This is a genomic window from Marinobacter sp. SS13-12 (genome assembly GCF_030227115.1).
GTDB lineage: Bacteria > Pseudomonadota > Gammaproteobacteria > Pseudomonadales > Oleiphilaceae > Marinobacter.
Genome location: NZ_JASSUA010000001.1, coordinates 693,239 through 711,672 on the forward strand (window position 1 = coordinate 693,239; position 18,434 = coordinate 711,672).

General features: G+C 58.6%; 17 protein-coding genes. 9 read left to right on the forward strand and 8 right to left on the reverse strand.

Going from position 1 to position 18,434, the window contains the following annotated elements:
• The first annotated feature begins 23 nt into the window (after nucleotides 1–23).
• Complete coding sequence (locus QPL94_RS03165; protein ID WP_285357819.1) at nucleotides 24–1,385, forward strand: DUF1329 domain-containing protein; 1,362 nt, start codon at nucleotides 24–26, stop codon at nucleotides 1,383–1,385.
• Nucleotides 1,386–1,689: 304 nt separating this feature from the next.
• Nucleotides 1,690–3,015 carry a DEAD/DEAH box helicase gene (locus QPL94_RS03170; protein WP_285355473.1) on the forward strand — a complete coding sequence of 442 codons (1,326 nt, stop codon included), beginning with the start codon at nucleotides 1,690–1,692 and terminating at the stop codon, nucleotides 3,013–3,015.
• Nucleotides 3,016–3,115: 100 nt separating this feature from the next.
• Here the strand turns inward: QPL94_RS03170 and QPL94_RS03175 are convergent, their stop codons facing one another.
• Both QPL94_RS03175 and QPL94_RS03180 read right to left on the reverse strand, forming a co-directional pair.
• Nucleotides 3,116–3,874 carry an OmpW/AlkL family protein gene (locus QPL94_RS03175; RefSeq protein WP_285355477.1) on the reverse strand — a complete coding sequence of 253 codons (759 nt, stop codon included), beginning with the start codon at nucleotides 3,872–3,874 and terminating at the stop codon, nucleotides 3,116–3,118.
• Nucleotides 3,875–4,033: 159 nt separating this feature from the next.
• Nucleotides 4,034–4,489: a winged helix-turn-helix transcriptional regulator gene (locus QPL94_RS03180; protein WP_285355479.1), complete on the reverse strand. Its 456-nt coding sequence runs from the start codon at nucleotides 4,487–4,489 to the stop codon at nucleotides 4,034–4,036.
• 90 nt (nucleotides 4,490–4,579) lie between these two features.
• Between QPL94_RS03180 and QPL94_RS03185 the strand changes: the two genes are divergently transcribed.
• The 5 genes from QPL94_RS03185 to QPL94_RS03205 all read left to right on the forward strand — a co-directional run bounded on the left by QPL94_RS03185 (nucleotide 4,580) and on the right by QPL94_RS03205 (nucleotide 8,518).
• Complete coding sequence (locus QPL94_RS03185) at nucleotides 4,580–5,692, forward strand: NADH:flavin oxidoreductase (protein ID WP_285355481.1); 1,113 nt, start codon at nucleotides 4,580–4,582, stop codon at nucleotides 5,690–5,692.
• A 128-nt stretch (nucleotides 5,693–5,820) separates the two neighbouring features.
• Nucleotides 5,821–6,132, forward strand: coding sequence for an outer membrane protein assembly factor BamE domain-containing protein (gene bamE / locus QPL94_RS03190; RefSeq protein ID WP_285355482.1), 312 nt, complete (start codon nucleotides 5,821–5,823; stop codon nucleotides 6,130–6,132).
• A 27-nt stretch (nucleotides 6,133–6,159) separates the two neighbouring features.
• Nucleotides 6,160–6,747: an exopolysaccharide biosynthesis protein gene (locus QPL94_RS03195; RefSeq protein ID WP_285355484.1), complete on the forward strand. Its 588-nt coding sequence runs from the start codon at nucleotides 6,160–6,162 to the stop codon at nucleotides 6,745–6,747.
• Between the two features lie 69 nt (nucleotides 6,748–6,816).
• Nucleotides 6,817–7,356, forward strand: a complete 540-nt coding sequence (locus QPL94_RS03200) for a hypothetical protein (RefSeq protein WP_285355486.1) — start codon at nucleotides 6,817–6,819, stop codon at nucleotides 7,354–7,356.
• Between the two features lie 31 nt (nucleotides 7,357–7,387).
• A complete protein-coding gene (locus QPL94_RS03205) occupies nucleotides 7,388–8,518 on the forward strand; it encodes a patatin-like phospholipase family protein (RefSeq protein WP_285355488.1) in 1,131 nt (376 codons plus the stop codon).
• A gap of 20 nt (nucleotides 8,519–8,538) precedes the next feature.
• Here the strand turns inward: QPL94_RS03205 and pntB are convergent, their stop codons facing one another.
• The 3 genes from pntB to QPL94_RS03220 form a co-directional block, all read right to left on the reverse strand.
• A complete protein-coding gene (gene pntB / locus QPL94_RS03210) occupies nucleotides 8,539–9,930 on the reverse strand; it encodes a Re/Si-specific NAD(P)(+) transhydrogenase subunit beta (RefSeq protein ID WP_285355489.1) in 1,392 nt (463 codons plus the stop codon).
• A gap of 12 nt (nucleotides 9,931–9,942) precedes the next feature.
• On the reverse strand, nucleotides 9,943–11,520 hold the full coding sequence (locus QPL94_RS03215) for a Re/Si-specific NAD(P)(+) transhydrogenase subunit alpha (protein WP_285355490.1): 1,578 nt from the start codon (nucleotides 11,518–11,520) through the stop codon (nucleotides 9,943–9,945).
• A gap of 111 nt (nucleotides 11,521–11,631) precedes the next feature.
• Nucleotides 11,632–12,264, reverse strand: coding sequence for a TetR family transcriptional regulator (locus QPL94_RS03220; protein WP_285355491.1), 633 nt, complete (start codon nucleotides 12,262–12,264; stop codon nucleotides 11,632–11,634).
• 318 nt (nucleotides 12,265–12,582) lie between these two features.
• Between QPL94_RS03220 and QPL94_RS03225 the strand changes: the two genes are divergently transcribed.
• Entirely contained in the window at nucleotides 12,583–14,160 is a 1,578-nt protein-coding gene (locus tag QPL94_RS03225) for a flavin-containing monooxygenase (RefSeq protein ID WP_285355492.1), read from the forward strand.
• A 55-nt stretch (nucleotides 14,161–14,215) separates the two neighbouring features.
• Nucleotides 14,216–15,181: a threonine ammonia-lyase gene (locus tag QPL94_RS03230; RefSeq protein WP_285355493.1), complete on the forward strand. Its 966-nt coding sequence runs from the start codon at nucleotides 14,216–14,218 to the stop codon at nucleotides 15,179–15,181.
• An 18-nt stretch (nucleotides 15,182–15,199) separates the two neighbouring features.
• On the opposite strand, the gene QPL94_RS03235 is transcribed toward QPL94_RS03230, so the two are convergent.
• From QPL94_RS03235 to QPL94_RS03245, 3 genes are read right to left on the reverse strand one after another with little or no spacing between them, the layout of a single operon-like run.
• The gene (locus tag QPL94_RS03235; RefSeq protein WP_285355494.1) at nucleotides 15,200–15,973 is read right to left on the reverse strand and encodes an SDR family oxidoreductase; all 774 of its coding nucleotides are present in this window, start codon (nucleotides 15,971–15,973) and stop codon (nucleotides 15,200–15,202) included.
• Nucleotides 15,974–15,991: 18 nt separating this feature from the next.
• Entirely contained in the window at nucleotides 15,992–17,140 is a 1,149-nt protein-coding gene (locus tag QPL94_RS03240; RefSeq protein ID WP_285355495.1) for an acyl-CoA dehydrogenase family protein, read from the reverse strand.
• A gap of 35 nt (nucleotides 17,141–17,175) precedes the next feature.
• Entirely contained in the window at nucleotides 17,176–18,363 is a 1,188-nt protein-coding gene (locus QPL94_RS03245; RefSeq protein WP_285355496.1) for an acyl-CoA dehydrogenase family protein, read from the reverse strand.
• Nucleotides 18,364–18,434 lie beyond the last annotated feature (71 nt).

An 18,434-nucleotide genomic window follows, 5' to 3' on the forward strand; every position in this document is an offset into this window, starting at 1 on the left:
CAACCACCAAGGAGAATCTGATGATGAACTCTTCCAGAAACGTGTTATACGGGGCAATTGCCTGGAGCCTATTGCTCTCAAGCCATTCGATGGCTGCGGTGTCGCAGGAAGAAGCCGCCAGACTTGGCGAGACTCTGACTCCCATCGGTGCCGAAAAAGCCGGCAACGGGGATAAGATTCCCGAGTGGACGGGAGGGCTGACCGAGGCGCCCGCCAGCTACAAGGGTGATGGGCGCTATACAGACCCGTTCCCGCAGGATAAAGAGCTTTTTCGGATCGACCAGAGCAATGTCGACGAGTACTCGGATAATCTGTCACCTGGGCAGATAGCCACCATCAAGAACTATGATGATTACTTTATTCCGGTCTACCAGACCCGCCGCACGGGTACTTATCCTGAAGATGTTCAGCAAAAGACCATTGAGAATGCGACTACGGTCGAGCTGATTGAAAGTGGAAATGGCCTTGAGAACTATAAGACTGCAACAGCGTTCCCGATTCCGCAGAATGGCCTTGAGGTTATCTTCAACCATATTACCCGTTATCGCGGTGGCTCCTTTACCCGCAATGTGGCTCAGGTGACACCTCAGCCCAACGGGGATTTCAGCCCTGTGCGGTTTACCGAGTCGTTCACCGAACGGGTGGCACTGGAAGACTACGAGCCGGGGCAGGATGACAACGTGATGTTCTACTTCAAGCAGGCCATTACCGCACCGTCCCGGCTCGCGGGTAATGTGTTGCTGGTTCATGAAACCATCAACCAGGTTGAAGAGCCACGCCGGGCATGGCTGTACAATTCCGGTCAGCGCCGGGTGCGCAGGGCGCCGAATGTGGCCTATGACGGACCAGGCACCGCAGCAGACGGCCAGCGCACGTCCGATAACCTCGACCTGTACAATGGCGCCCCTGACCGCTACAACTGGGAGCTCAAAGGGAAGAAGGAACTCTACATTCCCTATAACTCCTACCGTCTGGCAAGCGAAGAGCTGAGTTACGGGGACATCATCAAGCCGGGGCATATTGACCAGAACCTCGCCCGTTATGAACTTCATCGGGTCTGGCACGTAACGGCCACCCTCAAGGATGGTGAGCGCCACGTGTATGGCAAGCGGGATTTCTATATTGATGAGGATACCTGGCAGATCGCAGTGGTGGATCATTACGATGGCCGTGGAAACCTCTGGCGGGTCGCTGAGGCGCACAATATGCAGATCTACGATGCCAATATCCCTGCCTACGCTTTCGAGACACTGTATGACCTGCTGTCCGGCCGATATCTGGTCATGGGGCTGACCAACGAAGAGAGTGAGCCTTATACATACGGCACCGAGCGTCGCTCCAGAGAGTACACGCCGGCCGCCCTGCGCCGGGATGGTGTGCGATAAAGAGGAAGATAGAGCGTGCGCTGATTATCAATCCACCAACCCTGCCCTTCGGGGCGGGGTGTGGTCGTACCCTATAGCTATTCCCGAAACACTCTGTTAGTGTGCTCACCATCCTGCCTCTAGGGATTTCCGCAGTTCAAGGCATTAAGCCCCGTGCGAACCATCCATACGACCTGTCAGAGGACGTCGCCCCGTTAACGGAGTGTGACCGTAGTCGTTTTTTATTCCATGAATCTTCATGGCATCTGCCCGCATTCGCCCAGAGTGGTGTTCGTGGAGGCAGACTAATCAAGAGTTATCCAATATGAGTTTTTCTTCACTCGGTCTGTCCGAGCAACTGGTCCGTGCCACTACCGACCAGGGTTATGAAACCCCGTCTCCTATTCAGGCCAAGGCCATTCCCGCCGTACTTTCTGGCAGGGACGTAATGGCAGCCGCCCAGACGGGCACCGGTAAAACCGCAGGGTTTACCCTGCCGTTGTTGCAGCGCCTGGCGGAAAATCCCCGCACCGGCAAGGGCCCGCGTGTACTGATTCTGGCTCCCACCCGCGAGCTGGCGGCCCAGGTACACGACAGTGTGGCCCTGTACAGCAAGTACATGCCCACCAAATCCGCCGTGGTTTTCGGTGGCGTAAAAATCAATCCGCAGATGATGAAGCTGCGCAAGGGCCTGGACGTGCTGGTGGCGACACCCGGTCGTCTGATGGACCTGTACCAGCAGAACGCAGTTCGCTTTAACGAAGTGGAAATCCTGGTTCTGGACGAAGCCGACAGAATGCTGGACATGGGCTTTATTCGCGACATACGCAAGATTCTTGCGCTGTTGCCGGCCAAGCGTCAGAACCTGCTGTTCTCAGCCACCTTCTCCAAAGAAATCCGTACGCTGGCAGAGGGCTTGCTGGATAACCCGGTTCAGGTGGAAGTAGCGGCCCGTAATACGGCTGCCGAGAGCATCGTTCAGTCTGTCTACCCGGTAGACCAGAGCCAGAAAACCGCCCTGTTGAGCAAACTGGTGCGTGATAACGCCTGGGAGCAGGTGCTGGTATTTACCCGCACCAAGCATGGCGCCAATCGCCTGACCCAGAAGCTGGAGCGCGACGGTATTACCGCGGCTGCGATCCACGGCAACAAGTCGCAGGGTGCCCGTACCCGTGCCCTGGCCGACTTCAAGCAGGGCGAAGTGCGCGTTCTGGTAGCAACCGATATTGCGGCCCGTGGCCTGGACATCAAACAGTTGCCCCAGGTAGTGAACTTCGAGCTGCCCAACGTGCCGGAAGATTATGTTCACCGCATTGGCCGTACCGGCCGTGCTGGTGAGAGCGGCCACGCATTGTCGCTGGTCAGTGCTGATGAGGGTTCGATGCTGGCGGGCATTGAAAGGCTGCTGAAGAAGCAGCTGCCGCGTAAATCGGTAGAAGGCTTTGAGCCGACCAACAACCTGCCGCTGAAACCCAAGGGTAAGCCGGATCCCAGCCGCGCCCGTGGTCGCACCGGTAACGGTGGTGGCAATGGTAAACCGGCTGGTAATGGTCGCAGCTTTGGCGGCAAGCCGGGCGGTCGCAGTGGTGGCCGTAGCCAGAATGGCAGCGGTGGCCAGGCAAGGCGCTCACCCCAGCGCGAAACTGCCTGATTCGGTTTTCTCCATAAAAAAGCGGGGCCCGCAGGCCCCGCACTGGAGGACGTACCTTCCGGAAACCCACAGACCGTGAGGTTTCCGGCGGGCACGGGGCTCAGAATTTCAGGGTAAAGCCCACCATGTAAACCAGCGGGTCGATTTCCACATCCGTGGTGATTTCTCCCACTTCGGTATTTCCGGACAGCGCCGTAATGGTGGCGTCAGTATCAAGATCAACCCACCAGACAGCCGCATTCAGGCCAAAATTCTCGCTCAACATGTAGTCCGCGCCCAACTCCAGGGCCACGCCAACACTGTCATCCAGATCCAGTTTCGAGCCGTCAACAGTGCCCGCAGGGGTGCCGAAATTTGCCTGTGCGACGGAATCAAGCACCGTATTCAGCCTGCCGGTGGTCTTTTCCTCAAAGAAGGTCGTGTAGTTGACGCCCAGGCCGGCATAGGGCTGGAAGCGGGAGGCACTTTCCATGGGGTAGTACTGGAGAGTCAGCGTTGGCGGCAGGTGTTTGGTTTCGGCGAACTTGCCAAAGCCACTCAGGCCGTCAGCACCGTTGATATCATGTTTGAACGGAGTAGCCGCCAGAAGACCAACGCCAATGTTGGACGTGATCATATAGGTAGCGGTGATCCCGAACTGGGTGTTGGAATCGACAGCCACACCGGTGCCGGGCAGCGCCAGATTCTGACCGGCGAGCGGGCCTCTGCCCGAGAAGGCCAGGTCGCTACTGGAATCATCCGGGGCGACGTGTGCGGGCCCGACCCGCAACATGAAATCACCGGCTTCATACGCCTGCGCAAAGGGGGCAGCAGCCAGGATACCGGCAGCCAGAACGCTGAGGGTGAAAGTACGGGACATTGTCATCTCCTTGAACCTGAATAATCGATGACTACAGGTTAATGACTGTGGAGACTCGAAACTTGATTTAGCGCAAGTGCGATGGGCCCGGCAGGCCGAGTTCACCGGGAGATTGATTCAACTCAAGAAATTGAAAGAAGGGGGTAGTTCCACGGCTTGTCAGCCGACTTTCTTTCTGCTTTCCGGCACAAACACATCACGAACCGTAAGCGGGTGACCGTCGGCATCCTGAACTTCCACCTGGCGAATTGTTCGCCCGGTGTCACGATCCCGCAAGTCCAGCTCTGCCTGGTCCGGCGCCGGGTTCCACTTGTCGCCCCACTGGCGCAGGGCAATCACGATGGGGAAGAGGTCGCGGCCTTTTTCGGTCAGGCGGTATTCAAAGCGGGAGCCATGCTCGCCCACTTCCACCTTTTTGAGCACTTCGTTGTCCACCAGCCGTGCCAGCCGGTCGCAAAGAATATTGCGGGCGATACCCAGTTCCTGCTGGAAGTCCACAAAGCGGCGCGTGCCATACATGGCGTGCAGCACCACGAGCAGTGACCACCAGTCCCCTACTTCATTCAGGGCACGGGCGACGGAGCAACTGGAATCATCAAAACGTTTTCTGGCCATGTCTGGCAGTGTACCTAATAGGGTTGCATTTTAAAACCAGATTGAATAAGGTTGCTTAAAGAAACCAGATTAGTGAGGTTGCGATCTATTATGAGCATGAACCTTGGTCCCCTGTTTGAGCCTTTCGAAATCCATAACCTGACCCTGCGCAACCGCGTTGCCATGGCTCCGATGACCCGCAACTTCTCGCCGGGCAATGCGCCGAACCACGAGGTGGTGGACTACTACCGCCGCCGCGCCGAAGGTGGCGTCGGGCTGCTGATCACCGAGGGCACCACGGTGAACCACCCCGGCGCCAATGGTTATCCCAACGTGCCGTTTTTCCACGGTGACACAGCCCTTGCCGGCTGGAAGGATGTTGTGGACGCGGTGCATGACGCCGGTGGCGCTATCTTCCCCCAGCTGTGGCATGTAGGCGCGGTACGAAAGGAAGGAACGGAGCCGGACCCGGCAGTGCCCGGCTACAGCCCTTCCGGTCTTTTCGCGCCGGGTAAGCCCAATGGCAAGGCCATGAGCAAGGAAGATATTGACGATGTTATCAATGCCTTCGCCGACGCGGCTCAGGATGCCAAGGCGTTGGGATTCGATGGCGTGGAGATTCACGGCGCCCACGGCTACCTGCTGGACCAGTTTCTGTGGGAAGGCACTAACCAGCGTGACGACGAGTACGGTGGCAGCATGGAAAACCGTCTGCGCTTTGTGGTGGAAATCATCGAAGCCGTACGCTACCGCGTGGGCCCGGATTTCCCGATCATGCTGCGTTTTTCCCAGTGGAAGCAGCAGGACTATGAAGCGAAGCTGGTGAATAGCCCGGAAGAGCTCGAGCAGTTTCTGAAGCCATTGGTTGAAGCCGGTGTCGATATCTTCCACGCCTCCACGCGTCGCTTCTGGGAGCCGGAATTTGAAGGTTCCAACCTGAACCTGGCGGGCTGGACCCAGAAGCTGTCCGGTAAGCCGACCATGTCAGTGGGCAGCGTGGGACTGACCGAAGACTTCATCAGCGGCACCTTTGCCAGCAAGAAGGAAGCGGTGGAGCAGTCCGGCATCGACGAACTGGTTGAGCGTATGAACAACAACGAATTCGAGCTCATCGCAGTAGGCCGCGCCCTGCTGCAGGACCCGGAATGGCTGGTGAAAGTAAAGGAAGGCCGCATCGGTGAAGTGGCGCCCTTTGCGAAGAAGTCGCTGGCGAAGCTTTACTGAATACACCATGCGTTGACGATGAGCCCCGGCCAACCGCCGGGGCTTTTTTTGTCTGTCCGTGCTGTAATTTAACCGTCCTTCAAAACCCGTATGATTGATGTACTGATTAACAACAGAAGGGATACACCATGAAGTCTGTTACATCTTTTTCTGCCATTGTCCTGCTAGCCTTGTCGTTAACCCTTGTCGGCTGCGCCACAGTGGGCCAGGACTTCGCCACCCACAATGTGGACCAGATTGAAATCGGGGAAACCACCCGTTCGGAGATTCAGGAGATGTTCGGCGAACCCTGGCGCACGGGTGTTGAAGACGGCAAGCGCACCTGGACTTATGGCAAATACCGCTGGTCCGCCTTTGGTGATGCTGAAACCACGGACCTGGTGGTACGCTTCAATCAGGATGGAACCGTGTCGTCCTACGTGTACAACACCACCGAGTAAATGCTGGACTATCCGGAGACAGTGGCCATGGACTCTCACGGCGATCCTGCTGATATCGAGGACCTACTGGACCGGATAGAAGCCGGAGCGGCCAACCGGTCTCACGTTTCCATCGGAGAAATGATGGACTCGGTGGGTCGCAGAAGTTTTGGCCCGGTGGTGCTCCTGGTGGGGCTGATTCTGGTAACCCCCCTGAGCGGAATGCCGGGGATGCCGACGCTGATGGGGCTGCTTACCCTGTTGACCCTGAGCCAGGTTCTGATGGGGCGAAAGCACTTCTGGCTGCCCGGCTGGCTGGCGCAGCGGGAAATTCCCCGCAAGAAACTTGTGCAGGGGCTGGAACTGTTGCGCCCGCCTGCCCGGCGCATTGACCGCTTGATTCGCCCGCGCTTGACCCCGTTGGTCAGGGGGCTCGGGCTGTATGTGATGGCGCTGGCCTGCATGTTCATTTCGGTGGCTTTGCCGGCAACCGAGATTGTTCCGTTCAGTGCCAGTATTGCCGGCCTGGCACTGATGACTTTTGGTCTCGCGATGATTTCGAAGGATGGGTTTATTGCCCTGTTTGCCTGGGGGATTGCACTTGCGGGCCCGGTCATGCTGATCCAGATTACGTAAAACCGGAGATTTTGAACTAGATTGTCATAAGAAGAACGCCTTATTGATTGGCGGAGAAGGAGCAAGACCATGATACGTTTATTCTATCTGGTATCTTCGATTGACAGTGCAAAGGAAATTTCCGACGACCTTCATGAGCATGGCGTCACCGACTGGCGTTTCCACGTTGTCAGCAAGGACGAGGCCGGCCTGTATACCCACCAGCTACACACAGCGTCCATCCTGGACCGCACGGATCTGCCCAGGTATGTGGAACGCGGTGCCATAGCCGGTTTTGTACTGGCGCTCGCATTTCTGGTTCCGATGGCACTGCTGGATGTGCTGCAAATGCCGGCAGCTGCCTGGATTGCCCTGTTCATCTTTGTTGTGGTCGCCGGTGGCTGGGTTGGTGGTTTTGGCGGTATACAGGGTGAAAACTACCGTATCGAGCCATTTCACCAGGACATAGAGGCAGGTAAGTACCTGATCATGGTGGATGCGCCGAAGGAGCATATTCCCAAGGTCAAGGAGCTGATGACGAAGAACCACCCCGAAGCCAGATTGCAGGGGCATGACTCCAGCTTCAACAATCCGTTTGCCAGAAAGCGCCGGCGGATCAGGCAGGCGTGACTGATAGCAGGCCTATGGACGGGGCAACATCATGAGCAAAACCGGTGTGGTGCTCACTGGGGGTGGCGCGCGGGCGGCCTATCAGGTCGGTGTGCTGCGGGCGATCGCCGATATGTATCCGGACTGGAGTCACCCGTTCAGTGTCATTATCGGTACGTCCGCCGGTGCCATTAATGCCATGGCAGTGGCGGGTAATCGCGGGCTTTTCCGCCACAATATCGATCACCTGGAAAAGATGTGGTCGGAACTGACCATGGATCGCGTGTTCCGGGCGGATACCATCAGCCTGATGCGCAGCTTCAGCAACGTTGCCCGCAAGATGATCAGCCAACCGGTCGGGGGTGGGCCGGTATCATTCCTCGATAGCGCGCCGTTGCGAAAGATGCTGGAGCAGGAAATTGACTTTCAAAGCATTCGCAACACCATCCGCGAAGGCCATATCGACGCTGTGGGCCTCAATGCCTGCGGTTATGCCTCTGGCCAGAATATCTGTTTCTTCGAGGGTGCTGATGGGCTTGAGGGTTGGTCAGTGGGCCAGCGTGGCGGTGCCCGCACAGAGCTGACGATAGACCATATTTTGGCGTCCTCTGCGATTCCCACGCTGTTCAGGCCGGTAAAAATCAACCGTGAGTTTTTTGGCGACGGCGTTACCCGGCAGATGGCTCACATCAGCCCGGTATTGCGTCTGGGGGCCCGCAAGGTACTGGTCATTGGCGTCAGTGCCAACGCCATGTGCCCGTCAAAACGCCCGGAAAAGCCCGGCATGCCAACGCTGACCCAGGTGCTGGCTCAGGTGTTCAACGGCATGTTCCTGGATACGCTGGATTACGACATCGACCGCTCGCGGGTGATTAACCAGTTACTGGAGCTGATACCAGAGGAACGGCTGAAGGAATCCGGGCTTGACCTGAGTCCGGTGGATATCCTGGAAATTTCACCGTCAGAACCCATCAACGACCTTGCGATGAAGTACATCGATGCCATGCCGCTGGTGCTTCGCCGGCTTACCGGCGCGTCGGATTCGGCGCCGGTTTCCAGCGCCAACCTGGCCAGTTTCCTGCTGTTCGACAAGCGTTTCTCTCGTGATCTGATCGAACTGGGCTACCGGGATGGCCAGAGCCATGCCCGGCAGATCGAGCGGTTCTTCGCAAAAGAGGCCTGAGCTATCAGGCCCCGCTAGCATCAATCCCTTAACCCGCTCACCACCTTGTCGATGCTCTCCTTGGCATCACCAAACAGCATGCGGGTGTTGTCCTTGAAGAACAGCGGGTTTTCGACACCGGAATAACCGGTAGCCATGCCCCGCTTGAGGACAACCACTTGCCTGGCCTTCCATACCTCCAGTACCGGCATACCGGCGATGGGGCTGCCGGGGTCTTCGGCAGCAGCCGGGTTCACCGTGTCGTTGGCACCGATCACCAGGACCACATCGGTTTCCGGGAAATCGGCGTTGATCTCGTCCATTTCCAGCACGATGTCGTAGGGTACGTGGGCTTCCGCCAGCAGTACGTTCATGTGCCCGGGCAGGCGACCGGCCACCGGATGGATGCCGAAACGTACGTTCACGCCCCGCTCCCGCAGTATCTTCGTCATATCACTGACGCCATTCTGGGCCTGGGCCACTGCCATGCCGTAACCGGGGACAATGATCACCGAGTCGGCATTGCGCAATTCTTCACACACATCGTCGACGCTGGATTCGTACACCGTCTGGTCGGAATCAGTGGCACTGGCGCTGCTGGTTGTCTGACCAAAGCCGCCAAGAATGACGCTGATGAAGGACCGGTTCATGGCCTTGCACATGATGTAACTGAGGATGGCACCGCTGCTGCCCACCAGGGCACCAACGACAATCAACAGGTCATTGCCCAGCATGAAGCCGATGGAGGCAGCAGCCCACCCTGAATAGCTGTTGAGCATCGACACCACTACCGGCATATCGGCGCCGCCGATCGCCATGATCAGGTGAATGCCGAGCACCGACGCAATGATTGTCATCAGCACCAGGGCAATGATGCCCAGCGCCATGCTGTCAGTGCCCAGGAACCAGGCGCCCAGGAATACGCAGGCAATGATCGCCACCAGGTTCATCAGGTGCCGGCCGGGCAGGGTCAGGGCCTTGCTGTCGATTCGGCCATCCAGCTTGCCGCAGGCCACCAGCGACCCGGTAAAGGTCACCGCACCGATAAAGATGCCTACAAATACTTCCACCAGTTTGATGGTGTGTTCCGCTCCGGCAGTTGCAATCAGTGGTTCGATGTAGCCGGAGAAGCCAACCAACACCGCCGCCAGGCCCACAAAGCTGTGGAGCAGGGCGACCAGTTGCGGCATCTGGGTCATTTCCACCTTGTTGGCGATGGGAATGCCGATGCCGGCGCCGAGAAGCACCGCAATCACAATAGCAGTGACGCCGCCGTCCACGCTGGCAAGGGTCGCCCCCACCGCGATGATGATGCCGGCTACGCCATAGAGGTTGCCGCGCCGCGCCGACTCCTGGTGGCTGAGGCCACCCAGGCTGAGAATAAAGCAGATACTTGCGACCACGTAGGCCACGCTCACCAGTCCTGTACTCATATCGGGCGTCTCCTACCTGCGGAACATTTTGAGCATACGATGGGTGACCCGGAAGCCGCCCCCCACGTTGATGCTGGCAATCAGCACCGCGACAAAGGCCATGATGCCGACGGCAAGGTTCTCCGCCTGGGCCAGATGCAGAATGGCACCGATCACGATGATGCCGCTGATGGCATTGGTCACGCTCATCAGGGGGGTGTGCAGGGAGGGGGTCACGTTCCAGATCACCTGCCAGCCGATAAAGCAGGCCAGCACAAACACCGTAAAGTGTTGCAGGAAGCTTTCCGGTGCGTGGGCACCGACCCCGTAAAGCGCCAATGCCGTCACCACCAGCAGGGCGCCTTTGCCAATCAGGCTGCGGCGGTCGGCGTCTTTCTTCGCCGCAGCTTTGTCTGCAGCAGAGGGTTCCTCGGTACCCGGCGCCGGTTTCGGGCTGACCGGGGCCTCCGGCTGGGGTGGCGGCCAGGTAACCTCGGCCTCGTGCACCACCGTCAGGCCACGGATAACATCGTCTTCCATATTGACCTGTGGCGTGCCGTCCTTCTCCGGAGTCAGCTCTGTGAGCAGGTGCATCAGGTTGGTGGCGTAAAGATCACTGGCGACCTTGGCCATGCGGCTTGGCAGATCGGTGTAGCCAATCAGCGTCACGCCATGGTGGTGGGCCACCTTGCCGGGTTCGGTCAGCTCGCAGTTACCGCCGCGCTCGGACGCCAGGTCGACAATCACGCTGCCGGGTTTCATGGATTTCACCATGTCGGCGGTGATCAGCTTCGGAGCCGGCTTGCCGGGAATCAGCGCAGTGGTAATGATGATATCCACTTCCTCGGCCTGCTCGGCAAACAGTGCCATCTCTGCCTTGATGAACTCGTCGCTCATCTGCTTGGCGTAGCCGCCACCACCGCTGCCTTCCTCGTCACCGAAATCCAGCTCCAGGAACTCGGCGCCCATGCTTTCGACCTGTTCCTTCACCTCCAGCCGGGTATCGAAAGCCCTCACGATGGCGCCCATGCTGTTGGCAGCGCCGATCGCAGCCAGACCAGCCACGCCGGCACCGATCACCATAATCTTCGCTGGCGGCACCTTGCCAGCCGCCGTCACCTGCCCGGTAAAGAAACGCCCGAAATTATTGGCTGCCTCAATCACCGCGCGATAGCCGGCAATATTGGCCATGGCGCTGAGAGCATCCATCTTCTGGGCACGGCTGATGCGTGGCAGGCTGTCGATGGCGAAAGCGGTAATCTTTCTGGCTGCCAGCTTCTCCAGCAACTCCGGATTCTGCGCCGGCCAGATATAGCTGACCAGAAACGCCCCTTCCTTCATCAGATCCACTTCGTGTTTGCCGAGGGCGGGATTTTCCATGGGCGCCCGGACCTTCAGAATAAAGTCCGCTTCCCGCCATAGTGAAGTGGTATCAGCTGCTATGGCTGCGCCCACTTTTTCATAGGCCTCATCCGAGTAGTTCGCGGCTTCGCCAGCGCCGCCTTCAACGACCACCTCGTAACCAAGACCAATGAGTTTGTGAACGGAGGGTGGCGTGGCTGCTACCCGCCGTTCATCCTTGAAAATTTCCCTGGGGATACCGATTTTCATGGTTGGTGCGTCCTCCGGATTGCCCGATGAACCAGTTGTCTGGATACCTACATACTAGTGCAAGTTCCCAGATTTGCTCGGTTTAGCCCGAAGAGGAGGGGTGGAGCGGTTTCAGGCGTACTTCTGGGCAAGGCTCTCGACTTCCGTCTGGGGCAGATGGTCGAGCATCGCACCTCTGAATTGGCGATTGATAAAGCGCTCGGTTTCCTGCTGTATGGCTTCCCGCTGACCCGGTTTCTCGATGTAATCCATGGCCCGGAACAGGATGTAGCGGATGGTCATCCGTGAAATCTCGTGAATCGTCTCCGGCGCCACAGCACTGACCAGCTGCCGCTCAATAATATCCTCCGCCATCTCCTTCGCACTGGCATCCAGCTGGGACTCAAGCGCTCTTCGTAACAACGGCGACGGCCCATGAAGTTCCCTCACCGCCACAGTAGTCGCCGCCGGATTGGCCAGGAAGTAGTGGTAAACAAAGGTGACAGTATCGTGGGACGCCTGCTCGGACGATTCCGCCATCCGCCGCAACTCGCGTACCCCTGATTTCATGTCTTCGGCGATGTATCCCAGCACCTGCAGCCCGAACTCGTCGAGGTTCTTGAAGTGACGGTAAAAGGTATTCGGGTTCAACCCGGCCTCACGGGCAAGTTCCCGTAATCCTAACGACGTCAGACTGCGGCTCTGGTTGATTAACCGTAGCGCTGCCTGAATCAACTTGAGTTTTCCACCCGTCAAAACAGTCATGAAGTATCACCTAGGTTAGAAAGGGGTAATTGGGGAGACCCTTCCGAAACTGTGCGGAGCCAAGGATGGCGGAGCTCAAGCCGCACAGGGACGTCTTGAGGCGTGTTTCGGAAGGGTCTCCCCAATTTCCCCAAACTCCCAAGCAGTAGGTCAAAGAGGACGGTCACTTACCAAGCCAGGCCAATAACCCATTTCAGAACGAATCAAAGTATACAGCTGTCTACCTCGTTATGTATACATGTGTATACCGCCAGACATCATGGCGAAACACACAACAACAGGCAAGGCCATATGGCCAGCGAACAGCGAGGTGGAAGTATGAGTCAGAACGCACAGATCGCCATAATCGGCACCGGTTTCTCCGGCCTGGGCATGGGCATCAAACTCAAAGAAGCCGGGTACGACAACTTCGTCATCCTCGAACAGAGCGACGACGTCGGCGGTACCTGGCACGAAAACCATTACCCCGGCTGCGCCTGTGACGTCCAGTCTGCACTTTACTCCTTCTCGTTCGAACAGAACCCCAACTGGACCCGCATGTTCGCCCAGCAGAAAGAAATCCAGGCCTACCTGCGGGGCTGCGCTGAAAAATACGACCTGATGAAACATGTGCGCCTGAAAACCCACGTGGCCGGCGCCCGATTCGATGAAAAGACCCGAAGCTGGACTGTAGAAACCTGTGACAGCCCCAAACTCTGGGCCTACATGCAGAAGAAAGGCCTGAACCCCGGCGACAAACTGGACCGTAAGGACAAGGATCTGCCCGAGTTCAGCTCCTTCAAGGCGGATGTCGTCGTTTCCGGTATGGGGGGGCTCAGCACTCCGGCCTACCCCAATATCAAGGGCATTGAGACCTTCACCGGTAAAAGCTTCCACTCCCAGGATTGGGACCATAGTTACGATTTCATAGGCAAGCGCGTTGCGGTGATCGGCACCGGCGCCTCAGCCATCCAGTTCGTCCCGGAAGTGGCCAAAGACGCTGCCCACCTGGATCTATACCAGCGCACTCCACCATGGATTGTGCCGAAGCCAGACCGCGAGATTCGCCCGCTGGAAAGGATGATGTTCCGCAAGTTCCCACAGACCCTGAATGCTTTCCGCCAGAGCATCTACTGGATGCTCGAGGCCCGGGTGCTGGGCTTTGTAGGCAATCCACGCATCCTCAAGATCGGTGAGTTGCAGGCACGCCGCCACATCCGCAACCAGATCAAGGACAAAGAACTGCGCAGGAAGGTCACCCCCGATTTCCACTTCGGTTGCAAGCGGGTGCTGATCTCCAACAACTACTATCCAGCGCTGGCCCAGGACAACGTCGACGTGCTGACCGACGGCATCCGCGAGGTGCGCGGTAATGTGATCGTGGATAACAACGGCAATAAGCGGGAAGTGGACTGCATCATCTACGGCACCGGCTTCAAGGCCCAGGACCCGATCCCCGCCGGCATGGTGCGCGGCCGTAACGGCCAGGACCTGCTGGATGCCTGGAAAGGCGGCGCAGAAGCCTACAAGGGCAGCACCATTGCCGGCTTCCCCAACTTCTTCATGCTGATGGGCCCCAACACCGGTCTGGGCCACAGCTCCATGGTCTACATGATCGAAAGCCAGATCCAGTACGTGCTGGATGCCCTGATGAAAATGCAGAAGCACGGCTGGAAGAGTGTGGAAGTGAAGGAAGACGCTCTGAGCAAATATAACGCCTCAATTCACGCCAAACTCGGCGACTCTGTGTGGCAGACCGGCTGCAAGAGCTGGTATGTGAATGAAAATGGCAAGAACACCACACTTTGGCCGGGCTTCACCTGGCAGTTCCGGCAGCAGACGCGGCGGTTTGATGCGGGGCAGTATGTGTGTGAGCCAGAGGCTGTAGAAGTGGGCGAAGCCGCGCCGGCCACTTGATCGTCTGCCTGGATGGAGCCATGGTTTGGTTAAGGGAATAAAAGGAGACAGTGCCATGGCCAAACCAACCCTTCCTGACATATCCGGGATTCTGGAAGCGGAGCAGCGCATTCGGCCACACCTGGGCGAAACGCCACTTCTGAATGTGCCTGACCTGGATGCTGCCATGGGCCAGTCGCTTGGGCTGAAGTGCGAGAGTTTTCAGCGCACCGGCAGCTTCAAGGCCCGTGGCGCCCTGAACTGGCTGCTGACTGCCAGTGCTGATGAGCTCAGGGCCGGCCTGGTGACGGTCTCTGCCGGGAATCACGCCATCGCCCTGGCCTGGGCGGCGGCCATGCAGGATGTGCCGCTCACGGTGGTGATGCCCGAGGGCTCCAGCCCGTTGAAGATTCGTCGTACCCGGGCGCTGGGTGCCGAGGTGATTGTGCGCGGCACAATCCAGCAGGCGGTGGCCCTGTGCCATGAATTGCGGGATGAGAAAGGGCTGACCCTGGTTCACCCCTATAACGATGTCCGCATCATGGCCGGGCAGGGCACCGTTGGGCTGGAACTGCTGCGCCAGCGCCCGGATGTGGATCGGGTACTGTGCCCCATTGGCGGGGGTGGGCTGATTTCCGGGCTCGGGCTGGCCATCAAGGCGCAGCGGCCGGAGGTGGAGCTGATTGGCGTAGAGCCGGAAGGTGCGGCCACCATGTTCCATGCCTGGCAAAAGCAGGATGCGGGCGCCAGTCTGGATTCGGTGGATACCTGGGCTGCCAGCCTGGCCCCGGCGGTGGTGGGGGACTGCACCTATGCTGCGTCCCGCCAGGTGGTGGACCGGATTGTGACGGTTACCGAGGCAGGTATCCGGGAGGCCACGCGGCGGCTGCTGACCGAGGCCAGGCTCTATGTCGAGCCCGGCGCCAGCGTAGGCCTGGCAGCGTTACTGGAAAACCAGGCTGCGCCTGAACCAGAGAAGACCACGGTTCTGATCATTACCGGCGGCAACCTGGATCCGGAACAGGTCAGTCAGTGCCTGTGACCAATTATTGGAACACGCTTAACTGACCAGCGTGCCGCCATCCACGGCCAGGCATTGCCCGGTAATATGCCGCCCGGCCTCGGAGGCCAGCAGTACGGCGGCGCCCTTGAAATCTTCCTCGCCACCAAAGCGATTCAGCGGAATACGCTCCAGCATTTTGTCACCCTGGGCATCCAGCAGCCCCTGGGACATTTTCGACGGGAAGAAGCCCGGGCAGAGGGCGTTCACATTGATGTTGTGATGCCCCCACTCGGACGCCAGCGCGCGGGTGAAATTCACCATGGCGCCCTTGCTGGTGTTGTAGGCGATGGTTTTCATGCCTTCCGGGTTGCCGGACAGGCCTGCGATGGAGGCGATGTTGATCACCTTGCCGGTGTTGCGGGGAATCATGCAGCGCTTGCCCACGGTCTGGGTGAGGAAGAAGGCGGCGTTCACGTTCAGGTTCATCACCTTCATCCAGCCTTCCGCCGGGTAGTCTTCCGCTGGCGCACCCCAGGTGGCACCGGCGTTGTTGACCAGGATGTCGATATCGCCAAGCTGGCTGACCACCTGATCCACCACCGCGGGAATGCCCTCCAGATCGGACAGGTCCGCAGCAATGGTCACCACCTCAACGTCCTGGGCTTCGAGGTGTGTTTTGGCATCGTCCAGTTCATGCTGCTTGCGGGCGCTGATCGCAATTCGGGCGCCCAGCTCGCCCAGAGCCTCGGCCATCTGCAGCCCGAGGCCGCGGGAGCCGCCGGTGATGAAAGCGACCTTGCCGGTCAGGTCCAGTAATTGTTTTACACTCATGGCTCTCTCCTTGTTGGTTCAGGCGGTCCTGGCCAGCAGGCCGTCGCTGACCTGTGCCAGGTGATGATCGGCATCGCCGAACAGCAGGTTGATCAGGGTCAGGCGCTTGAACAGGTGAGCGGCGAACATTTCGTCGGTCACGCCCATACCGCCGTGTAGCTGCACCCCTTGCTGTCCCACATAACGCGCGGCCTGCCCGACCAGGGTCTTGGCCATGGAGATGGCGTCCCGGCGGCTGGCGCGGTCATCGGAGTCCGCTTCGCTGGCAGCCAGGATGGCCATGGTTCTGGCTTGTTCGGTCTGGATGAACATGTCTGCCATGCGGTGCTGCAATACCTGGAATTTGCCGATGGGTACCCCGAACTGCTTGCGGGTCTTGATGTACTCAAGGGTAGCAGCGTTCATGGCTTCCATGGCACCAACCGCTTCCGCGCAAAGGGCGGCAATGCCCAGATCCACGGCTTTTTCGATGGCCGGGAAAGCCTCATCAATGGTGCCAATCAGGTTGTCGGCGCTGACGATGACGTTGCTGAAGCTGATTTCGGCGGTACGGTGGCCATCGTGGGTGGCGAAGTCCTCCACTTTGACGCCTTTGGCGCTGCTGTCCATCAGGAACAGGGACAGGCCGGATTCATCGTTCACGTTGCCACTGGTGCGCGCGGATACAATCAACTGGTTGGCCTGGCCGCCATGGAGCACAGCGGTTTTCTGGCCGCTGATCTGGAAATGATCGCCATCCTTGCGGGCGGTCGTCTGCACCTGGCTCAGGTTGTAGCGGGCGCCCGGCTCGAAGTGAGCGAGGGCCAGAAGCCTTTCGCCGCTGGCAATGCCGGGAAGGATGTCCGCTTTCTGGGCATCGTTCCCGGCATCCCGGATCAGCCCGCCGGCGAGAACCACTGTGGCCAGATAGGGTTCCACCACCAGGCCACGGCCAAAGTTTTCCATCACCACCATGGTGTCGACGGCGTTGCCGCCCAGCCCGTCGTAGTCTTCCGGAAAGCTGAAACCAAGCAGGCCCATATCGGCGAAATTCGACCAGGTCGCCTTGTCGATGCCTGCTCCGGAACTGATAATCTCCCCGCGCTTTTCAAAGCCGTACTCGTTGGTTACGAAGCGGCGCAGGGAATCGTTCAGCATTTGCTGTTCTTCGGTCAGATCAAAATTCATAGACGTCTCTCCAAACTTCCAAAGCTGATGGCTCTTTACAGACCAAGCACGAGTTGGGCAATGATATTGCGCTGGATCTCGTTGGACCCGCCGAAGATCGACAGCTTGCGCATGTTGAAGTAATCGCCGGCAGACGGCGTGGCATCGATAGAACCCGCACGTGGCCCGTTGTAATCCAGCTCCAGCGCTTCCGGAATGTGCGCAATGGCATCCTGGCCGCCCGCTTCCATCAACATCTCGAACAGCTGCTGACCGATTTCGGTGCCGCGGATTTTCAGGATCGACGCCTGGGGGCCGGGACCACGCTTGTCGGTGAGCACCCGCAAAACGGTCAGCTCAAGAGCACGCAGCTCGGCGTCCAGCTGCGCCAGCCGGTCACGGAAACGGGTGTTCTCAATCAGTGGCCGCTGGCCGTCCTGTTCCTGGTACGCCACCTCTTTCAGGCGCTTCATCAAGGCTTTCCACTGCCCCACGTTGGCGAGGCCGGTGCGCTCATGGCCCAGCAGGAACTTGGCGTAGGTCCAGCCCTGATTCTCCTCACCAATCAGGTTCCCGGCAGGCACTTTCACATTGTCGAAGTAGACCTCGTTAATCTCATGCTCACCGTCCAGCATGATGATAGGGCGTACTTCGATGCCCGGGGTGTTCATATCAATCAGCAGGAACGAAATGCCCTGCTGTGGTTTTCCCTCGGTGCTGGTCCGCACCAGACAGAAGATCCAGTCGGCGTGCTGACCGAGCGTGGTCCAGGTTTTCTGGCCGTTGACCACGTAGTGATCGCCTTCGAGTTTCGCACTGGTGCGCAGAGAGGCCAGATCCGAACCGGCGCCGGGTTCAGAATAGCCCTGGCACCACCAGTCTTCGCCACTGAGGATGCCCGGCAGGAAGCGCTGTTTCTGTTCATCGCTACCAAACGTCATGATCACGGGTGCAACCATGCGCAGCCCGAAATCCAGCTGGCGGGGCGCACCGGAAAGGGCACATTCTTCCTCAAAGATTATCTGCTGAATCGGATCCCATCCGGTCCCGCCAAATTCTTTTGGCCATGTGGATGCACCCCAGCCCTTATCAAACAGAATCTTCTGCCAGCGTTCGGTCATCGCTTTGTCCGGGCGCAGTCGCTTCTGGACCCGTTCGCGAATGTCGTCTGGCAGGTTGTCTTCAAGAAACTGGCGAACTTCAGCGCGGAACGCCTCTTGTTCGGGGGTGTAATTCAGGTCCATTTTGCACCTCTTGTCTGGTGGCTGAGGTTGACGGTTTTGACTTCTGAGTTGCCTGTTGGTTTTTAATGCCG

Coding starts and splice junctions, on each gene's coding strand:
- QPL94_RS03165 (WP_285357819.1), top strand. CDS start 24: ATGAACTCTTCCAGAAACGTGTTATACGGGGCAATTGCCTGGAGCCTA.
- QPL94_RS03170 (WP_285355473.1), top strand. CDS start 1,690: ATGAGTTTTTCTTCACTCGGTCTGTCCGAGCAACTGGTCCGTGCCACT.
- QPL94_RS03175 (WP_285355477.1), bottom strand. CDS start 3,874: ATGTCCCGTACTTTCACCCTCAGCGTTCTGGCTGCCGGTATCCTGGCT.
- QPL94_RS03180 (WP_285355479.1), bottom strand. CDS start 4,489: ATGGCCAGAAAACGTTTTGATGATTCCAGTTGCTCCGTCGCCCGTGCC.
- QPL94_RS03185 (WP_285355481.1), top strand. CDS start 4,580: ATGAGCATGAACCTTGGTCCCCTGTTTGAGCCTTTCGAAATCCATAAC.
- bamE (WP_285355482.1), top strand. CDS start 5,821: ATGAAGTCTGTTACATCTTTTTCTGCCATTGTCCTGCTAGCCTTGTCG.
- QPL94_RS03195 (WP_285355484.1), top strand. CDS start 6,160: ATGGACTCTCACGGCGATCCTGCTGATATCGAGGACCTACTGGACCGG.
- QPL94_RS03200 (WP_285355486.1), top strand. CDS start 6,817: ATGATACGTTTATTCTATCTGGTATCTTCGATTGACAGTGCAAAGGAA.
- QPL94_RS03205 (WP_285355488.1), top strand. CDS start 7,388: ATGAGCAAAACCGGTGTGGTGCTCACTGGGGGTGGCGCGCGGGCGGCC.
- pntB (WP_285355489.1), bottom strand. CDS start 9,930: ATGAGTACAGGACTGGTGAGCGTGGCCTACGTGGTCGCAAGTATCTGC.
- QPL94_RS03215 (WP_285355490.1), bottom strand. CDS start 11,520: ATGAAAATCGGTATCCCCAGGGAAATTTTCAAGGATGAACGGCGGGTA.
- QPL94_RS03220 (WP_285355491.1), bottom strand. CDS start 12,264: ATGACTGTTTTGACGGGTGGAAAACTCAAGTTGATTCAGGCAGCGCTA.
- QPL94_RS03225 (WP_285355492.1), top strand. CDS start 12,583: ATGAGTCAGAACGCACAGATCGCCATAATCGGCACCGGTTTCTCCGGC.
- QPL94_RS03230 (WP_285355493.1), top strand. CDS start 14,216: ATGGCCAAACCAACCCTTCCTGACATATCCGGGATTCTGGAAGCGGAG.
- QPL94_RS03235 (WP_285355494.1), bottom strand. CDS start 15,973: ATGAGTGTAAAACAATTACTGGACCTGACCGGCAAGGTCGCTTTCATC.
- QPL94_RS03240 (WP_285355495.1), bottom strand. CDS start 17,140: ATGAATTTTGATCTGACCGAAGAACAGCAAATGCTGAACGATTCCCTG.
- QPL94_RS03245 (WP_285355496.1), bottom strand. CDS start 18,363: ATGGACCTGAATTACACCCCCGAACAAGAGGCGTTCCGCGCTGAAGTT.